The sequence below is a fragment of the Pseudomonas piscis genome (assembly GCF_009380155.1).
Taxonomy (GTDB): Bacteria; Pseudomonadota; Gammaproteobacteria; order Pseudomonadales; family Pseudomonadaceae; genus Aquipseudomonas; species Aquipseudomonas piscis.
Window position 1 is genome coordinate 260852 of sequence record NZ_WHUV01000007.1, and the last position, 20055, is coordinate 280906.

20 protein-coding genes are annotated in these 20055 nt (G+C 61.1%); 15 read left to right on the forward strand and 5 right to left on the reverse strand.

What is annotated here, in order from left to right; all coding sequences use genetic code 11:
• Positions 1-70 precede the first annotated feature (70 nt).
• A complete protein-coding gene (locus tag GDH07_RS30100) occupies positions 71-2509 on the forward strand; it encodes a Lon protease family protein (protein ID WP_022641101.1) in 2439 nt (812 codons plus the stop codon).
• 214 nt (positions 2510-2723) lie between these two features.
• Positions 2724-3065 carry a PA4575 family protein gene (locus GDH07_RS30105; protein WP_031320562.1) on the forward strand — a complete coding sequence of 114 codons (342 nt, stop codon included), beginning with the start codon at positions 2724-2726 and terminating at the stop codon, positions 3063-3065.
• 21 nt (positions 3066-3086) lie between these two features.
• Here GDH07_RS30105 and GDH07_RS30110 read toward each other — a convergent pair whose 3' ends face one another.
• Positions 3087-4919 (reverse strand): hypothetical protein, encoded by a 1833-nt coding sequence (locus tag GDH07_RS30110; protein WP_152899677.1) that lies wholly within the window; start codon positions 4917-4919, stop codon positions 3087-3089.
• A gap of 152 nt (positions 4920-5071) precedes the next feature.
• Here GDH07_RS30110 and GDH07_RS30115 point away from each other — a divergent pair, with 152 nt between their 5' ends.
• The 3 genes from GDH07_RS30115 (at position 5072) to bamJ (ending at position 6742) form a co-directional block, all read left to right on the forward strand.
• Positions 5072-5560 carry a TIGR00645 family protein gene (locus GDH07_RS30115; protein ID WP_031320561.1) on the forward strand — a complete coding sequence of 163 codons (489 nt, stop codon included), beginning with the start codon at positions 5072-5074 and terminating at the stop codon, positions 5558-5560.
• Positions 5561-5692: 132 nt separating this feature from the next.
• Positions 5693-5998, forward strand: coding sequence for a DUF6482 family protein (locus GDH07_RS30120; protein ID WP_022641097.1), 306 nt, complete (start codon positions 5693-5695; stop codon positions 5996-5998).
• A 126-nt stretch (positions 5999-6124) separates the two neighbouring features.
• Positions 6125-6742 carry a BamJ family beta-barrel-assembly machinery protein gene (bamJ, locus tag GDH07_RS30125; RefSeq protein WP_022641096.1) on the forward strand — a complete coding sequence of 206 codons (618 nt, stop codon included), beginning with the start codon at positions 6125-6127 and terminating at the stop codon, positions 6740-6742.
• A gap of 87 nt (positions 6743-6829) precedes the next feature.
• Here the strand turns inward: bamJ and GDH07_RS30130 are convergent, their stop codons facing one another.
• The 3 genes from GDH07_RS30130 to GDH07_RS30140 all read right to left on the reverse strand — a co-directional run bounded on the left by GDH07_RS30130 (position 6830) and on the right by GDH07_RS30140 (position 8722).
• Positions 6830-7099, reverse strand: a complete 270-nt coding sequence (locus tag GDH07_RS30130; protein WP_022641095.1) for a PA4570 family protein — start codon at positions 7097-7099, stop codon at positions 6830-6832.
• Positions 7100-7287: 188 nt separating this feature from the next.
• Positions 7288-7629, reverse strand: a complete 342-nt coding sequence (locus GDH07_RS30135) for a zinc ribbon domain-containing protein YjdM (protein ID WP_022641094.1) — start codon at positions 7627-7629, stop codon at positions 7288-7290.
• A gap of 124 nt (positions 7630-7753) precedes the next feature.
• Positions 7754-8722 (reverse strand): polyprenyl synthetase family protein, encoded by a 969-nt coding sequence (locus GDH07_RS30140; RefSeq protein ID WP_053134658.1) that lies wholly within the window; start codon positions 8720-8722, stop codon positions 7754-7756.
• A 380-nt stretch (positions 8723-9102) separates the two neighbouring features.
• Between GDH07_RS30140 and rplU the strand changes: the two genes are divergently transcribed.
• From rplU to GDH07_RS30165, 5 genes are all read left to right on the forward strand, one after another.
• Positions 9103-9414 (forward strand): 50S ribosomal protein L21, encoded by a 312-nt coding sequence (gene rplU, locus GDH07_RS30145; RefSeq protein WP_003228361.1) that lies wholly within the window; start codon positions 9103-9105, stop codon positions 9412-9414.
• 35 nt (positions 9415-9449) lie between these two features.
• Positions 9450-9707: a 50S ribosomal protein L27 gene (gene rpmA, locus GDH07_RS30150; protein WP_003228360.1), complete on the forward strand. Its 258-nt coding sequence runs from the start codon at positions 9450-9452 to the stop codon at positions 9705-9707.
• A 194-nt stretch (positions 9708-9901) separates the two neighbouring features.
• On the forward strand, positions 9902-11125 hold the full coding sequence (cgtA, locus tag GDH07_RS30155) for an Obg family GTPase CgtA (protein ID WP_152899678.1): 1224 nt from the start codon (positions 9902-9904) through the stop codon (positions 11123-11125).
• Between the two features lie 185 nt (positions 11126-11310).
• Positions 11311-12429: a glutamate 5-kinase gene (gene proB, locus GDH07_RS30160; protein ID WP_152899679.1), complete on the forward strand. Its 1119-nt coding sequence runs from the start codon at positions 11311-11313 to the stop codon at positions 12427-12429.
• 20 nt (positions 12430-12449) lie between these two features.
• A complete protein-coding gene (locus tag GDH07_RS30165; protein WP_022641089.1) occupies positions 12450-12911 on the forward strand; it encodes a CreA family protein in 462 nt (153 codons plus the stop codon).
• A 111-nt stretch (positions 12912-13022) separates the two neighbouring features.
• Here the strand turns inward: GDH07_RS30165 and rpsT are convergent, their stop codons facing one another.
• Positions 13023-13301 (reverse strand): 30S ribosomal protein S20, encoded by a 279-nt coding sequence (gene rpsT, locus GDH07_RS30170; RefSeq protein WP_009050949.1) that lies wholly within the window; start codon positions 13299-13301, stop codon positions 13023-13025.
• A 251-nt stretch (positions 13302-13552) separates the two neighbouring features.
• Here rpsT and murJ point away from each other — a divergent pair, with 251 nt between their 5' ends.
• The 5 genes from murJ to fkpB all read left to right on the forward strand — a co-directional run bounded on the left by murJ (position 13553) and on the right by fkpB (position 19960).
• Positions 13553-15091: a murein biosynthesis integral membrane protein MurJ gene (murJ, locus tag GDH07_RS30180; RefSeq protein WP_085597044.1), complete on the forward strand. Its 1539-nt coding sequence runs from the start codon at positions 13553-13555 to the stop codon at positions 15089-15091.
• 129 nt (positions 15092-15220) lie between these two features.
• Positions 15221-16165 carry a bifunctional riboflavin kinase/FAD synthetase gene (gene ribF, locus GDH07_RS30185; RefSeq protein ID WP_022641088.1) on the forward strand — a complete coding sequence of 315 codons (945 nt, stop codon included), beginning with the start codon at positions 15221-15223 and terminating at the stop codon, positions 16163-16165.
• Positions 16166-16178: 13 nt separating this feature from the next.
• Positions 16179-19010, forward strand: coding sequence for an isoleucine--tRNA ligase (gene ileS / locus GDH07_RS30190; protein ID WP_152899680.1), 2832 nt, complete (start codon positions 16179-16181; stop codon positions 19008-19010).
• Complete coding sequence (lspA, locus tag GDH07_RS30195; RefSeq protein ID WP_053134643.1) at positions 19003-19515, forward strand: signal peptidase II; 513 nt, start codon at positions 19003-19005, stop codon at positions 19513-19515. The genes ileS and lspA overlap by 8 nt, the downstream gene beginning before the upstream one ends.
• Positions 19508-19960, forward strand: coding sequence for an FKBP-type peptidyl-prolyl cis-trans isomerase (fkpB, locus tag GDH07_RS30200; protein ID WP_053134640.1), 453 nt, complete (start codon positions 19508-19510; stop codon positions 19958-19960). The genes lspA and fkpB overlap by 8 nt, the downstream gene beginning before the upstream one ends.
• Positions 19961-20055: the final 95 nt, after the last annotated feature.

Below are 20055 nucleotides of genomic sequence, written 5' to 3' on the forward strand. Positions count from 1 at the left end.
GCGCCTTGCCAGCCGGGCCTGGCCAGCGCCAGAATGCCGCCATCCGCCCCGCCTGATGTAAGGAAGTCCGATGCCTGATCCTGTTGCCGCCAGCCTGCGTCTCGCGCCTGAGGCCTTGACCCGTCCGTTCTCCGCTGAGCAGTTCAGCTTCTCGACCACCAATGATCTGGAGCCCTTTCGCGGTGTACTTGGCCAGGAACGCGCGGTTGAGGCCCTGCAATTCGGCGTGGCCATGCCCCGCCCCGGTTACAACGTATTCGTCATGGGCGAGCCGGGCACCGGGCGCTTCTCTTTCGTCAAACGCTACCTGAAGGCCGAGGGCAAGCGCCTGCAGACGCCATCGGACTGGGTCTACGTCAATAATTTCGACGAGCCGCGCGAGCCCCGGGCGCTGGAACTGGCGGCGGGGGCCGCGGGCAGCTTCATCGCCGATATCAACGGTTTGATCGACAACCTGCTGGCAACCTTTCCAGCGGTCTTCGAACACCCGTCCTACCAGCAGAAGAAGAGCGCCATCGACCGCGCCTTCAACCAGCGCTATGACCGTGCCCTGGATGTGATCGAACGCCTGGCCCTGGAGAAGGACGTGGCGCTGTATCGCGATAGCAGCAATATCGCCTTCACTCCGATGTACGAAGGCAAGGCGTTGGACGAGGCCGAGTTCGCCCAGTTGCCGGAGGCCGATCGCGAACGTTTCCACGAGGACATTTCTGCCCTTGAAGAGCGCCTCAACGAAGAGTTGGCGAGCCTGCCGCAGTGGAAGCGCGAGTCGAGCAACCAGCTGCGCCAGCTCAACGAGGAAACCATCACCCTGGCCCTGCAGCCGTTGCTGGCGCCATTGTCTGAGAAGTACGCGGAGAACGCCGGGGTCTGTGGCTACCTGCAGGCCATGCAGGTCTACCTGCTGAAAACCGTGGTCGAGCAATTGGTGGATGACAGCAAGACCGACGCCGTGGCGCGCAAGCTGCTGGAGGAGCAGTACTGCCCGAGCCTGGTGGTCGGCCATCCCGCCAGCGGCGGTGCCCCGGTGGTGTTCGAGCCCCATCCGACCTACGACAACCTGTTCGGGCGGATCGAGTACAGCACCGACCAGGGCGCGCTCTACACCACCTACCGGCAATTGCGCCCCGGTGCCCTGCACCGGGCCAATGGCGGCTTCCTGATCCTGGAAGCCGAGAAGATGCTCAGCGAGCCCTTCGTCTGGGACGCGCTCAAGCGCGCCTTGCAGTCGCGCAAGCTGAAGATGGAGTCGCCGCTGGGGGAAATGGGCCGCCTGGCCACCGTGACCCTGACGCCGCAGATGATCCCGCTGCAGGTCAAGGTGATCATCATCGGTGCTCGCCAGCTGTACTACACGCTGCAGGACCTGGATCCGGACTTCCAGGAAATGTTCCGCGTGCTGGTGGACTTCGACGAAGACATCCCGATGGTGGACGAGAGCCTCGAACAGTTCGCCCAGTTGCTCAAGACCCGTACCTCGGAGGAGGGCATGGCGCCTCTGACCGCGGATGCGGTGGCGCGCCTGGCTACCTACAGCGCGCGCCTGGCCGAGCACCAGGGGCGCTTGTCGGCGCGGATCGGCGACCTGTTCCAGCTGGTCAGCGAGGCCGATTTCATCCGCCACCTGGCCTCGGACGAAATGACCGATGCGGGGCATATCGAACGGGCGCTCAAGGCCAAGGCCACCCGTACCGGCCGGGTCTCGGCGCGGATTCTCGACGACATGCTGGCCGGCATCATCCTCATCGACACCGATGGCGCGGCCGTGGGCAAGTGCAACGGCCTGACCGTACTGGAGGTGGGTGATTCGGCTTTTGGCGTGCCGGCGCGAATTTCCGCCACGGTCTACCCCGGCGGCAGCGGCATCGTCGACATCGAGCGCGAGGTCAACCTGGGGCAGCCGATCCACTCCAAGGGGGTGATGATCCTGACCGGTTACCTGGGCAGCCGTTATGCCCAGGAATTCCCCCTGGCGATTTCGGCAAGCATCGCCCTGGAGCAGTCCTACGGTTATGTGGATGGCGATAGTGCTTCGCTGGGCGAGGCCTGCACGCTGATCTCGGCGTTGTCGAGGACGCCGCTCAAGCAGTGCTTCGCCATCACCGGTTCGATCAACCAGTTCGGGGAAGTGCAGGCGGTCGGCGGGGTCAACGAGAAGATCGAAGGTTTCTTCCGCCTGTGCGAAGCCCGTGGGCTGACCGGTGAGCAGGGCGCGATCATTCCCCAGGCCAACGTCGCCACCCTGATGCTCGACGAGAAGGTCCTGCAGGCAGTGCGTGATGGGATGTTCCATGTGTATGCAGTGCGCCAGGCCGACGAGGCCCTGAGCCTGCTGGTGGGCGAACCTGCCGGCGAACCGGATGCCGATGGCCAGTTTCCCGAGGGCAGCGTGAATGCCCGGGTGGTTGAGCGCTTGCGGGTGATCGCCGAAATGATCAGCGAGGAAGACCTGAAGGAGGCGGAGAAGGAGTCGGCGCAGGAGGCGTTGGCAGAAGCCAAGCCGGCCTGATGACGGACGATGGCGAGGGCATTGGCTCTCGCCATCGGCGTCGATGCGCTGACGCCAATTTTTCAAAGTAGACCATTCGGCGCCTGTTGGATCGGTCAACTTTGTTTATCGGGCTTTTCTTCTATTCTCAGGGCAAGGAGAACGACAACCGTCGCTGGATCGAAACAGCCTTCGACCGAAGGCTGAATAGTGGATCTACCCGAGGGTCGCCGCCATGTCGCGCAACCTTTGCCTCACTCGCCAATGCCTTGGCCTCGTCACCCGTATCGAATGCTGCGTCCGCCCCCTGGCGGGAGACAACGGTATGTGGACCCTGCTCTTCGCCGCCGGAATGGCCGGTGAACAACCTTCGGCAATCAAGTCCCAGGGACCGTTCTGCGGTCCGGTGGTGGCCGAGTCCATCCTCGATTCCATCGTTGAAAGCCTGACTACCCATGGCTACCAGTTGGCGGACGATCCGCAGATCTGGTGCCTGCACCTGCAGGCCCAGTTGCGTCAGATCAACGGGGAACGGGGGCGCAACAGTGGCGACTTCCAGTTCCACCCCGAGCACTGAAAGCCGGGCCTCGATGCCCGGCTAGGGCGCGGCAGGCGCGGATTCGACCTTGTCGAGCCTGACCTCGAAGCCGTATTCCACGGTGTTCAGCTCCGTGCGGTTGTAGCTTTCCAGCTGGCTCGGTTGGCCGTAGAAGTAATGCACGTCATACAACGCCGGGCCGCCATGCGGCGCGCTGTGGGAGACGGCGAGGATCTCCTTGAGGTACTGGCCGCTCGCATCCTTGGCATAGAAGCGCCAGGCATCCGAGGCAAAGAGCTGCTGGTCGACGATCAGTGCATTGCCCTTGAGCTCCAGGCCCTTGGGCAACTGCTGCGCAGTGAGGGTCTGCTTCTCGATATTGGCCAGGAACAATGGGATCGAGCCGACCGCATAGGCGGGGGTTTCCGGGAACAGGTTCAGGTCATAGGTAATCAAGCCGCGCAAGGCGTCGATCTCGAATGCTTCGTCCGGCAACTCGATGGGCTCGCCACGCTGACCCTGGTCGTTCTGGGTAAAGAAAGTCAGTGGTGTGTCGCCTGTACTGAACTGCCCGCCCAGCAGCTCGTCGTTGAAGGTCCGCGGATGGCTGAACTCGATGCGTGCATCACTGGCGTCCTCCACCGACTGGCTGATGGTCACTGACTTCTTCAGCGACTCCTCGTCGATCTGCGCTCCCTTGAGGTAGCTGGCCGCCTGGTCGTCATAGACCACCACCGGTATTGGTAGTGCCTGGATGGTCTTGTCGGTGGTGTTGCGTTCGAAACTCAATACCGGCAGGTCAAGATCCTTGCGTGTGACCTGTGCCTTGGAGAAATCCAGTACCGCGACCTCCAGTTTGTCCACCATGCCGTTGAAGTAGACCTTGGCGTAGCGTCGGGTGTGCTTGCGGTCGAAGGCTTGCTGTTCATCTTCCAGTTGCTTTTCGAAGGCATCGCTCCATGCGCTCTGCTTTTGCATTGCGGCCAGTTGGCGCCGATAGAAGGCGATCTGCTCGGCGTCCTCGTTGATCGATCCGGAACGCGAGAGGACCTGGCCGCTGCTGTCCCGGGCCTGCACCATCAGGGTATTGACCGAAACGTCACTGGCCTCCTCGAGCACTGGAGCGTTGTTGTTCATCTCGATCTCGGCGACGTTTTTCTCCAGGGCCAGCAGGGTCAGGCTGATGTTGCCGTCCTTGCGTGGCTTGCCGATGTCGGCCTTGGCCAGCTCGAAAGTCAGCACTCGCTGGGGCGCCATGACCTCGAGCTTGCCTTGCAGGGAGACCGGCTGCGGCTGGCTCTTGTTGTCGATTTCCAGGCCTTCGACGAAGGGGTAGGCGACGGTCAGGTCATCCGGGTTGGTCATGTTCGAGCTGGAAGGACTCAGCTGGATGCCTGGATCGGTTTCCGACCATTCAGGCTGGAAGTCCACGACTTTCTTGTTGCTCAGGGTGACCGATTGCCATTCCAGGCCATGGGGAAAAGGAAAGTGCCCGGGGATGCTGAAGTTGAAGGGAAAGATCGGTTGCAGGTCGGTCAGGTAGTCCGAGTTCGAACGCTTGCGCAGTACGAACAGGCCATTGACATAGGTATCCACCAGGGCCTGCGGGGTAGGGTAGTGCTTGAGCACGGCGAGACTGTCATCGCCGTACTCGGTCTCGATGGGCTTGGTGGCGAGCTTGAGCTGGGCTCGCTCCAGCAACAGCAGCGAACCGCCAAGGTCGGCGAAGGCATCCTTGAGCTTGGGGTCCTGGATGGCCGCAAGGGACTTTTCCAGTTGCGCGGCTTCGTCCTTGAGGTTGGCCTCTTGCTTTTCATCGCTGGGCGAACAGCCGCCGCTACTCAGCAGGGCCAGACCAAGGCCGAGGCTCGCCAAAGGCAATCGCAAATCCATTTTCCAGTTTTCCTGTCCAGGGTCGGTGGGCGGTTGGAGTGGCTTCGACACTAGCAGAAAAAACGCTCGGAAAAACCCGTGGAGCTGTGGTTTATGGGGTTTTGGGGCGCTGATATACTCGCCGCCGTTTTCACACCGGCTGCGAGATTCCAATGGAACGTTTTATCGAAAATACAATGTATGCATCACGTTGGCTGCTGGCGCCGATCTACTTCGGTCTGTCACTGGGCCTGCTGGCGCTGGCATTGAAGTTCTTCCAGGAAGTTTTCCACGTCATTCCCAACGTGTTCGCCATGGCTGAGTCCGAGCTGATCCTGGTCCTGTTGTCGTTGATCGACATGGCACTGGTGGGCGGCTTGCTGGTGATGGTGATGATCTCTGGCTACGAGAACTTCGTGTCGCAACTGGATATCGACGAAAACAAGGAAAAGCTCAGCTGGCTGGGCAAGATGGACTCCTCGTCGCTGAAGATGAAAGTGGCGGCATCCATCGTGGCGATTTCCTCGATCCACCTGCTGCGGGTGTTCATGGATGCCAAGAACACTCCTACGGAGTACCTGCTGTGGTACGTGGTGATCCACATGACCTTCGTGGTCTCGGCGTTTGCCATGGGCTACCTGGACAAGCTGACCAAGCACTGAAGAACTCTTGATTGCCTGTAAGCCGCCCGGCCGTTGTGAAACGGACGGGCGGTGTCGTTTGTGGCTTGTGCTTTTCCTGGTCGCGGCATATCCCTTTAGGTGTCACGGGCCTGGAATGCATGAGGTGCGCTCATGAACCTGCAGGAAATGAATGCCTATGCCATCGCCGGAAAACTCGACGAACTGAACCTGATCTCCCTGGAAGGCGGGATCTACCTGCTCGAGGCGCGCATGCGCGGGACGGCCTATCCACTGAGCGATGCCCACGGGCAGACGTTCCACCTGCGTTCGGTGGAGCATGCTCGCGAGGTGCTGCAAGCCTTTCCCGACTTGCCATTCAACCTGATCCATACCTCGGTGCATGATGAGATGTGCGGCTTGTCCGGTACTGTCGAGGACAATCTGAAAGTTCCCATCGTCCTGCACTCCGGTGGTTGAGTCCGGGCGGCGATGATCCGCGCCGGCCTTCTGTGCTAGTCTGCTCGCCCTTTTGGTTCCGGGCGCTCCGGAATGCGCTGTGTCTGCACGGCCTTTCCCGAGCCGTCCGCACAGCGGAGCAGCGTCATGTCCGAAGTAAACCTGTCTACCGACGAAACCCGCGTCAGCTACGGCATTGGCCGTCAGCTGGGCGACCAACTGCGTGACAACCCACCACCAGGTGTGAGCCTGGAAGCGATCCTGGCTGGCCTGACCGATGCGTTTTCCGGCAAGCCAAGCCGTGTGGGCCAGGAAGAAATGTCCGCCAGTTTCAAGGTCATCCGCGAAATCATGCAGGCTGAAGCCGCTGCCAAGGCTGAAGCCGCAGCAGGCGCTGGCCTGGCTTTCCTGGCTGAAAATGCCAAGCGCGAAGGCATCACCACCCTGGCCTCCGGCCTGCAATTCGAAGTGCTGACCCAGGGTGAAGGCGCCAAGCCGAGCCGTGAAGACAGCGTGCGTACCCATTACCACGGCACCCTGATCGACGGTACCGTATTCGACAGCTCCTACGAGCGTGGCCAACCTGCCGAGTTCCCGGTGGGTGGTGTGATCGCGGGCTGGACTGAAGCGCTGCAGCTGATGAACGCCGGTAGCAAATGGCGTCTGTACGTGCCGAGCGAACTGGCTTACGGCGCACAAGGCGTAGGTAGCATCCCGCCGCATAGCGTTCTGGTGTTCGACGTCGAGCTGCTGGACGTTCTGTAATTCCCCGAGGAGCCGACCTGCGAGCGATGGCGGCTTGGCCGCGGATGGTTCATCGCCAGCAGGCAGGCTCCTTTATCGGCTTGGGTTTCATACGCGGATTCTTGCACTCAGGCCTTGGCTTTCGGCGCCGGTCGGCCGCAAGGCTCTGGCGTAGCAGAACAAAAACAGGTTACGCACCAACTCCTTGAGTACCAGCGGCTCGCTGGAGCTCAAGCCATTGAGGTCCAGGTCTCCCTGGTCCTGCAGCTCGTTCAGGGCTTCCTCTTCCAGTACTGCACAGACTTCCCCGGTTTCCCGATGCAGGATTCGCAGGTAGGGATGTGGGCGGTCCAGCCAGGCATCGATCAAATAAGTCATGGTTCTCATCTCCTTGAATTGGGGTTCAATGAGAATAATTCTTATTCAATGAATAGCAAGTACCTATTGGCGGTTTCTGCTTTTTTCTGCCCAAGAGTTGCTGTCGCGCAAAGACCATGGCCTTTCGCTTGCTACGTCACGGGGGGCGGGGCGGGCCCCTCTCGCGCCGGGCGCGAGAGGGAAGGGATTCAGACTTTACGGACGAACTCGGACTTGAGTTTCATCGGACCGATACCGTCGATCTTGCAGTCGATGTCATGGTCGCCATCGCACAGGCGGATGTTCTTGACCTTGGTGCCGACCTTGACTACCAGCGAGGTGCCCTTGACCTTGAGGTCCTTGATCACGGTGATGGTGTCGCCGTCTTGCAACACGTTGCCCACCGAATCCTTCTTCACAGTTTCAGCGGATACGGTTTCGGCTTCGCCGCCGGCGGACCACTCATGGGCGCACTCGGGGCAGATCAGCTGGATGCCGTCCTCATAGGTGTATTCGGAATTGCATTTTGGGCAGGGTGGCAAAGTGCTCACTTAAGCTCCTCAAGGTCAGGATGGCTAAAGGCGCACATTGTACAGGGTTTTGCCGGGCAGGGGGGGGGCGAGCAGGGCTGTGGCGCGGAGCCGGCCCCTGCTGCAGGCAGGGGCCGTGAGCCTGTCAGTGGGTGCGGGCGACGGCGAACTCGCTCAGTTCCACCAGGGCGTCGCGATACTCGCTTGCCGGCAGGGCTTCCAGGCAGGCGATGGCGCGAGCGACGTAGTCGCGAGCCAGTTGCGCGGTGTAGTCCAGGGAGCCCGAGGCTTCGACGGCATTGCGGATGCTTTCCAGGTCCTCGATCCCGCCTTTCTGGATCGCCTGGCGAACCAGGGCGGCCTGTTCCGGGGTACCTTCGCGCATAGTGTAGATCAGCGGCAGCGTAGGCTTGCCTTCCGCCAGGTCGTCGCCCACGTTCTTGCCCAGGGTCTCGGCGTCACCGCGGTAGTCCAGCAGGTCGTCGACCAGTTGGAAGGCCACGCCCAGGTGGTCGCCGAAGGTTCGCAAGGCCTCGGCCTGTTCCGGTGTGGCACCGGCCAGGGCCGCGGCACTGTGGGTCGAGGCTTCGAAGAGCATCGCGGTCTTGCCGCGGATGACTTCCATGTAGGTTTCTTCGGTGGTGCTGGCGTCGCGCACCTTGGACAGCTGCAGGACTTCGCCTTCGGCGATGACCCGGGTAGCCTGGGACAGGATGCGCATGACCGGCATCGAACCCAGTTCGACCATCATCTCGAAGGAGCGCGAATACAGGAAGTCACCCACCAATACGCTGGGCGCATTGCCCCACATGGCATTGGCGGTCGAGCGGCCACGGCGCATGCCGGACATGTCGACCACATCGTCATGCAGCAGGGTAGCGGTGTGCAGGAACTCGATGGTGGCGGCCAGCAGGCGCAGTTCTTCGCCTTCGCGGCCCAGGGCCTTGCCGCATAGCAGCACCAGCAAGGGGCGCAGGCGTTTGCCGCCGGCCGACGTAATGTAGTCGCCGATTTTCGAGACCAGCGGTACGCGGGACGTCAGTTGCTTCTTGATGATGCCGTCGACGGCGTTAAAATCTTCCGCCACCGCGCGGTAGAAAGCTTGGGGTTGCATCAGTGACAGGTGCTCCAGAAGGGGTGCGCGGCATGCTAGGACCCGCGTCCCCAGGTGTCAAGGCGCCTTCCCGGGTAGCCAAAGCCCCGGCGGGCGTTAATTTGTCAGGGTAGAACACTAGGTTAATGGTCATGGTTTGCCATGAAAACCTGACCACAGGCAGTTGTTCCTCCCATCCGCGGGCCCCAGTGATTCCGCGCCGCGCCGCCTGAGCGGCACTTGCAAGGCAATTGTGCCTTGCGTACAATCGCGCACCCTGAACTTCCTGGGCAGCACCTGCCTTACGCAATTGCACAGGGCCGTTCCAGCCCCAAGCAGCCATGCCAGCCAATACCTCTTCCTATTAAGAGCTGGGTGAGCAGGATTATCGGAGAAATACCATGTACGCAGTAATCGTTACCGGCGGTAAGCAATACAAGGTCGCTGAAGGTGAATACCTGAAGATCGAAAAACTGGAAGTCGCCACTGGCGAATCCGTGACTTTTGACCGCGTTCTGTTGGTCGCCAATGGCGACGACGTGAACATCGGCGCACCTGTTGTTGCTGGCGCAACCGTCAAGGCTGAAGTGATCTCCCAAGGTCGTCACGATAAAGTCCGCATCATCAAGTTCCGTCGCCGTAAGCACCACATGAAGCGTATGGGCCACCGCCAGTGGTTCACCGAGATCAAAATCACCGGTATTCAGGCTTAATTTCAGCCTAATTCCTCACTAGGAGAATTGAACTCATGGCACACAAAAAAGCTGGTGGTAGTACCCGTAACGGTCGCGACTCAGAAGCCAAACGCCTTGGCGTGAAGATGTATGGCGGCCAGGTCATCAAGGCCGGCAACATCATCGTGCGTCAGCGCGGCACCCAATTCCACGCTGGCTACGGCGTTGGCATGGGTAAAGATCACACCCTGTTCGCGAAAATCGAAGGCGTGATCAAGTTTGAAGTAAAAGGCGCCTTCGGTCGTCGTTACGTGAGCGTTGTCGCAGCTTAATTGCGCGATCGCTGGAAAAGCCCTGTCTCGCGACGGGGCTTTTTCGTTTGTGGGATGAGTCTCTTGCAAAGCTGTTTGTACGGGCTGCCAGCGTTGGAATTTTCGGTCGTTGATTGAGGCCGCTGCGCTCATTTTTGCAAGAGTCTTATGTCTTGGTTTTTTCAGCTCGCCCAGGCGGCGAGAGGCGTTTGATCATGAAGTTTGTTGATGAAGTTTCGATCCGAGTAAAGGCTGGCGACGGCGGCAATGGTTGCATGAGTTTCCGTCGCGAAAAGTTCATCGAGAACGGTGGTCCCAACGGTGGTGATGGTGGTGATGGCGGCTCGATCTTCATGGTCGCCGACGAGAACCTCAATACCCTGGTGGACTATCGCTACACCCGTCATTTCGATGCCGAGCGTGGCTCCAATGGCGGCAGCACCGATTGCACTGGCAAGAAAGGTGAGGACCTGGAGTTGCGGGTTCCGGTTGGTACCACTGTGATCGATGCTGGTACTCAGGAGGTCATTGGTGACCTGACCAAGGCGGGCCAGCGCCTGATGGTGGTGCAGGGTGGTTGGCACGGCCTGGGTAACACTCGCTTCAAGTCCAGTACCAACCGTGCGCCGCGCCAGACCACGCCGGGCAAGCCGGGCGAGCAGCGTGACCTCAAGTTGGAGTTGAAGGTGCTGGCGGACGTTGGTCTGCTGGGCTTGCCGAATGCCGGCAAGAGCACCTTCATCCGTTCGGTTTCCGCAGCCAAGCCGAAAGTCGCCGACTATCCGTTCACGACCCTGGTGCCGAACCTGGGCGTGGTCAGTGTCGATCGCTGGAAGAGCTTCGTGATCGCCGACATTCCTGGTCTGATTGAAGGGGCTTCCGATGGTGCCGGCCTGGGGATTCGCTTCCTCAAGCACTTGGCGCGTACGCGGATCCTGCTGCACCTGGTGGACATGGCGCCGCTGGATGAGAGTAGTCCTGCCGATGCCGCTGAGGTGATCGTCAACGAACTGATGAAGTTCAGTCCGTCCCTGGCTGAGCGCGAGCGCTGGCTGGTGCTGAACAAGAGCGACATGCTTCTCGAGGAGGAGCAGGAGGAGCGGGTCAAGGAGGTTGTCGAGCGTCTGGAGTGGACCGGTCCTGTGTATGTGATCTCGGCCATCTCCAAAGAGGGGACCGAGCGCCTGAGCCGCGACATCATGCGGTACCTGGAGGATCGTGCCGATCGCCTGGCGGCTGACCCGGCCTTTGCCGATGAGCTGACCGAGCTGGATCAGCGCATCGAGGATGAGGCGCGTGCCCAGCTGCAGGCCCTGGATGACCAGCGGGCCCTGCGCCGCACTGGCGTGAAGAGCGTCCACGACATCGGCGACGATGACTGGGACGAGGAAGATGTGGATGACGAGGATGGCCCGGAAATCATCTACGTTCGCGACTGATTCATCGTTGGCGGGCTTGCCCGCGAAGACGGTTTATCTGGCTTGGTGCGGTGTTATCATCGCTGTCGGGCCAGCTTTCAATGCGCCGCTCATCTGAGCGGCGTTTTGGTGTCTGCACGGCGTAAATACGAATAACCCCATGAGTGGCGCTCGGTCGCGCCGCTCGCTGGCAAAGGTTGAATGAGATGCGGAGCAAGGTGACGGGTGCACAGCGCTGGGTCGTGAAGATCGGTAGCGCGTTGCTGACGGCGGACGGCAAGGGGCTGGATCGTGCGGCAATGGGGGTATGGGTCGAGCAGATGGTGGCCTTGCATGAGGCTGGTGTCGAATTGGTGCTGGTATCTTCCGGTGCTGTTGCTGCTGGCATGAGCCGGCTGGGCTGGACCGCACGACCGAGTGCGATGCATGAGCTGCAGGCGGCGGCGGCCATTGGCCAGATGGGTCTGGTGCAGGCCTGGGAGTCGAGCTTCGCCGAGCATGATCGGCATACCGCGCAAATCCTCCTGACCCATGACGACCTGTCGGATCGCAAGCGTTACCTCAATGCGCGCAGTACCCTGCGGGCTTTGGTCGAGCTCAAGGTGATCCCGGTGATCAACGAGAACGACACCGTGGTCACCGATGAAATCCGTTTTGGCGATAACGATACCCTGGCGGCGCTGGTGGCCAATCTGGTGGAGGCTGACCTGCTGGTGATCCTGACCGATCGCGATGGCATGTTCGATGCCGACCCGCGCAGCAATCCAGGCGCCCAGCTGATCTACGAGGCGCGAGCCGATGATCCGGCCCTGGATGCGGTGGCTGGCGGTACTGGCGGTGCCCTGGGGCGTGGCGGTATGCAGACCAAGCTGCGTGCGGCGCGTCTGGCGGCGCGTTCCGGGGCGCACACCATCATCGTCGGTGGGCGCCTGGAGCGGGTGCTGGATCGGCTGAAGGCGGGCGAGCGCATTGGTACCTTGCTGTCTCCGGAGCGCGGTATGTTGGCTGCGCGCAAGCAATGGCTGGCCGGTCATTTGCAAACCCGTGGCACCCTGGTGCTGGACGAGGGCGCGGTGTCCGCTTTGTCCGAAGGGCGCAAGAGCTTGTTGCCGGTGGGGGTCAAGCAGGTCCAGGGCGGCTTTCGGCGCGGCGAGATGGTGGTCTGCGTGGCGCCTGATGGGCGCGAGATCGCCCGCGGCTTGGCCAACTACAGCGCCTTGGAGGCGCAGAAGATCATCGGCCAGCCTTCCGATGCGATTGTCGGTGTGCTGGGCTACATGGCTGAGCCGGAGCTGGTCCATCGTGACAATCTGATTCTGGTTTGAGTGGCATAAGGAAAAAACGCATGCGCATGGCAAAGGGATTGTTGGGTTTGTTCTTGGTGATGCCGTTCATGGTGTCGGCCGAGGAGATTGGCCAGGTGTCCACGGTTTTCAAGTTCGTCGGGCCGAATGATCGGATCGTGGTCGAGGCGTTCGATGATCCCAAGGTCGATGGCGTCACCTGTTATCTGTCGCGAGCCAAGACGGGTGGTCTCAAGGGCGGCCTGGGCTTGGCCGAGGATCGGGCCGAGGCCTCGATTGCCTGTCGCCAGGTCGGGCCGATCGCCTTCAAGGGTGATCTGAAGGATGGCGAGGAAGTATTCAAGGAGCGCACCTCGTTGGTGTTCAAGACCATGCAGGTGGTGCGGTTTCTCGACAAGAAGCGCAATACCCTGGTGTACCTGGTCTATAGCGACCGGTTGATCGAGGGTAGTCCGCAGAATGCGGTGACGGCGATTCCGATCCTGCCGTGGTCGCATCAGTGATCTGATCGCTGGCGGGTCGGTCCAGTGAATGCTGGGTTGGCTCGCTGGGCGGGGTAAATCGCAGGCAATAAAAAACCGACCCTTGGGTCGGTTTTTCAACAAGCGTGTCGCTTAGGCTGCAGCAGCGAGCTTCAGAGCCTTGATGTGGCCATTCAGGCGGCCTTTATGGCGAGCAGCTTTGTTCTTGTGGATGATGCCTTTATCGGCCATACGGTCGATAACTGGCACGGCCAGAACGTAAGCGGCTTGCGCTTTTTCGGCGTCTTTTGCGTCGATGGCTTTAACTACGTTTTTGATGTAGGTACGAACCATGGAACGCAGGCTGGCGTTGTGGCTGCGACGCTTCTCAGCCTGTTTTGCACGTTTTTTGGCGGAAGGTGAGTTGGCCACCGTCGAGCTCCTCGAAAGACTTTTTGGGAAATAGCAAACAAAATAGGCCGCGAATCATGCCGATGAGTTGGTGTGTTGTCAAGGGCAGCTGATGCGTTCCGCTGAGTGGTCGATCTGTAGAGGCGGGATATTTATTTCCGGCGCTTGACCTGTAAACTCGCGAGCTTTGGCTCTGTGCTGTTGCGGCGCGGAGTATCGCACAAGTGGGCGTCTTTTCGCCCACTGTTTATCTACAAGGCACAAACCTTTTCATGAACTTGCTCAAGTCGTTGGCCGCCGTCAGCTCTATCACGATGCTTTCCCGCGTGCTGGGCTTCGTGCGCGACACCATCATCGCGCGCACCTTCGGTGCCGGCATGGCCACGGATGCTTTTTTCATCGCCTTCAAACTGCCCAACCTGCTGCGACGGATCTTCGCCGAGGGGGCGTTCTCCCAGGCTTTCGTACCGATCCTGGCGGAATACAAGACCCAGCAGGGCGAAGAGGCGACGCGCACCTTCATCGCCTACGTATCCGGCTTGCTGACCCTGGTGCTGGCATTGGTCACGGCCCTGGGAATGATCGCCGCGCCCTGGGTCATCTGGGCCACGGCGCCGGGGTTCGTCGATTCCCCGGAAAAGTTCGCCCTGACTGCGGACCTGTTGCGGGTGACCTTTCCTTATATATTGCTGATCTCCCTCTCATCCCTGGCCGGAGCCATCCTCAATACCTGGAACCGCTTCTCGGTACCGGCCTTCGTGCCGACCCTGCTCAATGTCAGCATGATCATCTTCGCGGTGTTCCTCACGCCGTATTTCGATCCGCCGGTGATGGCCCTGGGCTGGGCGGTACTGGCCGGTGGCCTGGCACAGTTGCTGTACCAGCTGCCGCACCTGAAGAAGATCGGCATGCTCGTGCTCCCACGCCTCAACCTGCGCGATACCGGGGTCTGGCGAGTGTTGAAGCAGATGCTGCCGGCGATCCTCGGGGTATCCGTGAGCCAGATCTCGCTGATCATCAACACGATCTTCGCCTCGTTCCTGGTGGCTGGCTCGGTCTCCTGGATGTACTACGCCGACCGGCTCATGGAGCTGCCGTCCGGAGTGCTGGGCGTGGCGCTGGGGACCATCCTGCTGCCGACCCTGGCCAAGACCTACGCCAGCAAGGATCGTCATGAGTATTCGCGAATTCTCGATTGGGGGCTGCGCTTGTGCTTCATCCTGGTGCTGCCTTGCTCCCTGGCGCTGGGGATCCTGGCCGAGCCGTTGACGGTATCGTTGTTCCAGTACGGTGAATTCAGCGCCTTCGACGCATCCATGACCCAGCGGGCGCTGGTGGCTTACGCAATCGGTTTGCTGGGCATCATCATGATCAAGGTGCTGGCTCCGGGCTTCTATGCCCAGCAGAACATCCGGACCCCGGTGAAAATCGCCATCTTCACTCTGGTGGTCACCCAGTTGTTGAACCTGGCGCTGATCGGCCCCCTGAAGCATGCCGGGCTGGCCCTGGCCATCAGTGGCGGGGCTTGCATCAACGCCGGCCTGCTGTTCTACCAGCTGCGCAAGCAGCGGATGTTCCAGCCGCAGCCAGGGTGGGGAATGTTCATCCTCAAGTTGCTGGTTGCCGTGGTAGTCATGTCGGCGGTGCTGCTGGGTGCGATGCACTACATGCCAGCCTGGGACGAGGGGCATATGCTCCAGCGTTTCCTGCGCCTGGGCGCTCTGGTGGTAGCCGGCGTGGTGGCCTATTTCGGCATGCTGGCCCTGCAGGGCTTCCGCCTGCGGGATTTCAATCGCAAGGCCCTGGGCTGACGAGGATCCGGTCGTCGCAGCAGGGTGGACACAGGTTTTGTCGGTTCGATCACTTTGGGTTGCGGTGCTGCCTGTCGTCAGCCGCCCGGTGTGGTTATAATCGGCCACTTTATGAGCAAGAAGCGCGTTATGCAGCTGGTTCGAGGCCTTCACAATCTGCGCCCCCAGCATCGGGGCTGCGTCGCCACTATTGGCAACTTTGACGGTGTTCACCGTGGTCACCAGGCTATCCTGGACCGGCTGCGTGAGCGTGCGCTCGAGTTGGGCGTACCCAGCTGCGTGGTGATTTTCGAACCGCAGCCGCGTGAGTTCTTTTCTCCCGAAACCGCTCCAGCGCGCCTGACCCGCCTGCGGGACAAGCTGCAATTGCTGGCGCAAGCCGGGGTCGACCGGGTTCTGTGCCTGGCGTTCAACCAGCGCCTGAGCAAGCTCAGCGCCAGCGAGTTCGTCGAGCGAATCCTGGTGGATGGCCTGGGTGTGCGGCACCTGGAGGTCGGTGACGACTTCCGCTTCGGCTGCGACCGGGTCGGTGACTTCGAGTTCCTGCAGCAGGCCGGTGCGACCCACGGATTCACCGTCGAAGCGGCCCGCACTGTGGAAATGGATGGGTTGCGCATCAGCAGCACCCAGGTCCGCAATGCCCTGGCCGCTGCCGATTTCGATCTTGCCGAGCGTCTGCTCGGTCGCCCCTTCCGGATTGCCGGTCGGGTCCTGCATGGGCAGAAGCTGGCGCGCCAGCTGGGCACCCCCACTGCCAACGTGCAGTTGAAACGCCGTCGCGTACCGCTTTCCGGGGTTTACCTGGTCAGTGTCGATATCGATGGCCAGGCCTGGCCCGGAGTCGCCAACATCGGCGTCCGGCCCACGGTCGCAGGTGATGGCAAGGCCCACCTGGAGATTCACCTTCTAGATTTTGCCGGTGACCTGTACGACCGGCGTTTGACGGTGGTTTTCCACCAAAAGCTGCGTGAAGAGCAGCGTTTCGCCTCCCTGGAGGCGTTGAAGACGGCGATCAATGCGGATGTTGCCGCCGCCCGTGCCCAAGTTGCACGTATCCATAGCGCCAATCGCTAATGAAGAGCCTTAAATGACCGACTATAAAGCCACGTTAAACCTTCCGGACACCGCCTTCCCAATGAAGGCCGGCCTGCCTCAGCGCGAACCACAGATTCTGCAGCGTTGGGACAGCATTGGCCTGTACGGAAAGTTGCGCGAGATTGGCAAGGATCGTCCCAAGTTCGTTCTGCACGACGGTCCTCCCTATGCCAATGGCAAGATCCACATCGGTCACGCGCTGAACAAGATTCTCAAGGACATGATCGTTCGTTCCAAGACCCTGTCCGGCTTCGACGCGCCCTACGTACCGGGCTGGGACTGCCACGGCCTGCCGATCGAGCACAAGATCGAGGTGACCCACGGCAAGAACCTGACCTCGGACCAGACTCGCGAGCTGTGCCGTGCCTACGCTTCCGAGCAGATCGAAGGCCAGAAGACCGAGTTCATTCGCCTGGGCGTGCTGGGGGACTGGGAAAATCCCTACAAGACCATGAACTTTGCCAACGAGGCCGGAGAAATCCGTGCCCTGGCGGAGATGGTCAAGGGTGGCTTCGTGTTCAAGGGCCTCAAGCCGGTTAACTGGTGCTTCGATTGCGGTTCGGCCCTGGCCGAGGCGGAAGTCGAGTACCAGGACAAGAAGTCCGCCACCATCGACGTGGCCTTCCCGGTCGCCGACGAGGACAAGCTGGCCGCCGCCTTTGGCCTGGCCAAGCTGGCCAAACCCGCAGCCATCGTGATCTGGACCACCACCCCGTGGACCATCCCGGCCAACCAGGCCCTGAACATCCATCCGGAGTTCAACTACGCCCTGGTGGATACCGGCGAGCGCCTGTTGGTCCTGGCCGAGGAGCTGGTGGAGTCCTGCCTGGCCCGTTACGGCCTGGAAGGTTCGGTGATCGCCACGGCCCCCGGCTCTGCCCTGGAGCTGATCAATTTCCGCCATCCGTTCTACGATCGCCTGTCGCCGGTATACCTGGCCGACTACGTGGAGCTGGGCGCCGGTACCGGCGTGGTTCACTCCGCGCCGGCCTACGGTGAAGACGACTTCGTGACCTGCAAGCGCTACGGCATGGTCAACGACGACATCCTCAACCCGGTCCAGAGCAATGGTGTGTACGCACCTTCCCTGGAGTTCTTCGGTGGCCAGTTCATCTGGAAGGCCAACCCGGCCATCGTCGACAAGTTGAGCGAAGTCGGTGCGTTGTTGCACACCGAGACCATCAGCCACAGCTACATGCATTGCTGGCGTCACAAGACTCCGCTGATCTATCGCGCCACCGCGCAATGGTTCGTCGGCATGGACAAGCAGCCGGTGGCCGGCGACACCCTGCGCGAGCGTGCCCTGCAGGCTATCGAGAACACCCAGTTCGTGCCGGCCTGGGGCCAGGCGCGCCTGCACTCGATGATCGCCAACCGTCCGGACTGGTGCATTTCCCGCCAGCGCAATTGGGGCGTGCCGATCCCGTTCTTCCTGCACAAGGAAAGCGGCGAGTTGCACCCGCGCACCGTCGAGCTGATGGAAGAAGTGGCCAAGCGTGTCGAGCAGGAAGGCATCGAAGCCTGGTTCAAGCTGGATGCCGCCGAGCTGCTCGGCGATGAAGCTGGCCAGTACGACAAGATCGCCGACACCCTGGACGTCTGGTTCGATTCCGGCACCACTCACTGGCATGTGCTGCGTGGCTCCCACGATATCGGCCACGCCACTGGCCCGCGTGCCGACCTGTACCTGGAAGGTTCCGACCAGCACCGTGGCTGGTTCCATTCTTCCCTGCTCACCGGTTGCGCCATCGACGGCCACGCGCCGTATCGCGAACTGCTGACCCACGGTTTCACCGTGGACGAGAGCGGGCGCAAGATGTCCAAGTCGCTGGGCAATACCATCGAGCCGGAGAAGGTCAACAACACCCTGGGTGCCGACATCATGCGCCTGTGGGTCTCGGCCACTGATTACTCCGGCGAGATGGCGGTATCCGACCAGATCCTGCAGCGTAGTGCCGACGCCTACCGGCGGATCCGCAATACCGCGCGTTTCCTGCTCTCCAACCTGAGCGGCTTCAACCCCGCCACCGATCTGCTGCCGGCCGAAGACATGCTGGCCCTGGATCGCTGGGCCGTGGACCGCACCTTGCTGCTGCAGCGTGAGCTGGAGCTGCACTACGGCGAGTACCGCTTCTGGAACGTCTACTCCAAGGTGCACAACTTCTGCGTGCAGGAGCTGGGTGGTTTCTACCTGGACATCATCAAGGACCGCCAGTACACCACCGGCGCCGACAGCAAGGCCCGTCGTTCCTGCCAGACCGCGCTGTTCCACATCAGCGAGGCGCTGGTGCGCTGGATCGCGCCGATCCTGGCCTTCACCGCCGACGAGCTGTGGCAATACCTGCCGGGCGAGCGCAACGAGTCGGTGATGCTCAACACCTGGTACGAGGGGCTGAGCGAGCTGCCGGAAGGCTTCGAGCTGGATCGCACCTACTGGGAGCGGATCATGGCGGTCAAGGTCGCGGTCAACAAGGAACTGGAGAACCAGCGTGCCGCCAAGGCGGTGGGCGGCAACCTGCAGGCCGAAGTGACGCTGTACGCCGAGGACGCGCTGTCTGCCGACCTGGCCAAGCTGAGCAATGAGCTGCGCTTCGTGCTGATCACCTCCACCGCCAGTGTCGCGCCCCTGGTGCAGGCTCCGGCGGACGCGGTAGCCACCGAGGTCAGCGGTCTCAAGCTGAAAGTGGTCAAGTCGAGCTTCGCCAAGTGCGCCCGTTGCTGGCATTGCCGTGAAGATGTCGGCGTCCACCCTGAGCATCCGGAGATCTGCGGTCGCTGCGTAGATAACATCAGCGGTGAAGGCGAGGTCCGTCACTATGCCTAATGCCGCAGGCCGTTTCGGTCGTCTGGGCTGGCTGTTGCTGAGCGTGCTGGTCCTGGTCATCGACCAGGTCAGCAAGCTGCACTTCGAAAACTCGTTGACCATGTACCAGCAGATCGTGGTGATTCCCGACTACTTCAGCTGGACCCTGGCCTACAACACCGGTGCCGCCTTCAGTTTCCTGGCCGATGGTTCGGGCTGGCAGCGCTGGCTGTTCGCCCTGATCGCCATCGTGGTCAGCGCGGTGCTGGTGGTCTGGCTCAAGCGCCTGGGGCGTAACGAAACCTGGCTGGCCATCGCCCTGGCCCTGGTGCTCGGTGGTGCCCTGGGCAACCTGTATGACCGTATCGTCCTGGGTCATGTGATCGATTTCATCCTGGTGCACTGGCAGAACCGCTGGTACTTCCCGGCATTCAACTTCGCCGACAGCGCTATTACCGTCGGTGCCGTGATGCTGGCCCTGGATATGTTCAAGAGTAAGAAAACCGGAGAAACCGTTCATGACTGAACAGGTATTGGCTGGACAACGTATCGGCCAGAACACCGAAGTCACCTTGCATTTCGCATTGCGCCTGGAGAACGGTGACACGGTGGACAGTACTTTCGACAAGGCCCCGGCGACCTTCAAGGTTGGCGATGGCAACCTGCTCCCAGGGTTCGAGGCGGCGCTGTTCGGCTTCAAGGCAGGGGACAAGCGTAACCTGACCATCGAGCCGGAAAACGCCTTTGGCCAGCCAAACCCGCAGAACGTGCAGGTGATTCCCCGTTCGCAGTTCCAGGACATGGAGCTGTCGGAGGGGTTGCTGGTGATTTTCAACGATGCGGCGAACACCGAATTGCCCGGCGTGGTCAAAAGCTTCGATGACGCCCAGGTCACCGTTGATTTCAACCATCCGCTGGCCGGCAAGACCCTGACCTTCGATGTCGAGATCATCGACGTCAAGGCGCTTTAACCGCATCACGGGCGAGCCCGCCCCCGCAAGAACCTCGGTGTTCTTGCGGGGGCGGGCTTGCTTGCGATCAACCGCGAAGCGGTTGCCATGATTAT

Coding starts and splice junctions, on each gene's coding strand:
- GDH07_RS30100 (WP_022641101.1), top strand. CDS start 71: ATGCCTGATCCTGTTGCCGCCAGCCTGCGTCTCGCGCCTGAGGCCTTG.
- GDH07_RS30105 (WP_031320562.1), top strand. CDS start 2,724: ATGTCGCGCAACCTTTGCCTCACTCGCCAATGCCTTGGCCTCGTCACC.
- GDH07_RS30110 (WP_152899677.1), bottom strand. CDS start 4,919: ATGGATTTGCGATTGCCTTTGGCGAGCCTCGGCCTTGGTCTGGCCCTG.
- GDH07_RS30115 (WP_031320561.1), top strand. CDS start 5,072: ATGGAACGTTTTATCGAAAATACAATGTATGCATCACGTTGGCTGCTG.
- GDH07_RS30120 (WP_022641097.1), top strand. CDS start 5,693: ATGAACCTGCAGGAAATGAATGCCTATGCCATCGCCGGAAAACTCGAC.
- bamJ (WP_022641096.1), top strand. CDS start 6,125: ATGTCCGAAGTAAACCTGTCTACCGACGAAACCCGCGTCAGCTACGGC.
- GDH07_RS30130 (WP_022641095.1), bottom strand. CDS start 7,099: ATGACTTATTTGATCGATGCCTGGCTGGACCGCCCACATCCCTACCTG.
- GDH07_RS30140 (WP_053134658.1), bottom strand. CDS start 8,722: ATGCAACCCCAAGCTTTCTACCGCGCGGTGGCGGAAGATTTTAACGCC.
- rplU (WP_003228361.1), top strand. CDS start 9,103: ATGTACGCAGTAATCGTTACCGGCGGTAAGCAATACAAGGTCGCTGAA.
- rpmA (WP_003228360.1), top strand. CDS start 9,450: ATGGCACACAAAAAAGCTGGTGGTAGTACCCGTAACGGTCGCGACTCA.
- cgtA (WP_152899678.1), top strand. CDS start 9,902: ATGAAGTTTGTTGATGAAGTTTCGATCCGAGTAAAGGCTGGCGACGGC.
- proB (WP_152899679.1), top strand. CDS start 11,311: ATGCGGAGCAAGGTGACGGGTGCACAGCGCTGGGTCGTGAAGATCGGT.
- GDH07_RS30165 (WP_022641089.1), top strand. CDS start 12,450: ATGCGCATGGCAAAGGGATTGTTGGGTTTGTTCTTGGTGATGCCGTTC.
- murJ (WP_085597044.1), top strand. CDS start 13,553: ATGAACTTGCTCAAGTCGTTGGCCGCCGTCAGCTCTATCACGATGCTT.
- ribF (WP_022641088.1), top strand. CDS start 15,221: ATGCAGCTGGTTCGAGGCCTTCACAATCTGCGCCCCCAGCATCGGGGC.
- ileS (WP_152899680.1), top strand. CDS start 16,179: ATGACCGACTATAAAGCCACGTTAAACCTTCCGGACACCGCCTTCCCA.
- lspA (WP_053134643.1), top strand. CDS start 19,003: ATGCCTAATGCCGCAGGCCGTTTCGGTCGTCTGGGCTGGCTGTTGCTG.
- fkpB (WP_053134640.1), top strand. CDS start 19,508: ATGACTGAACAGGTATTGGCTGGACAACGTATCGGCCAGAACACCGAA.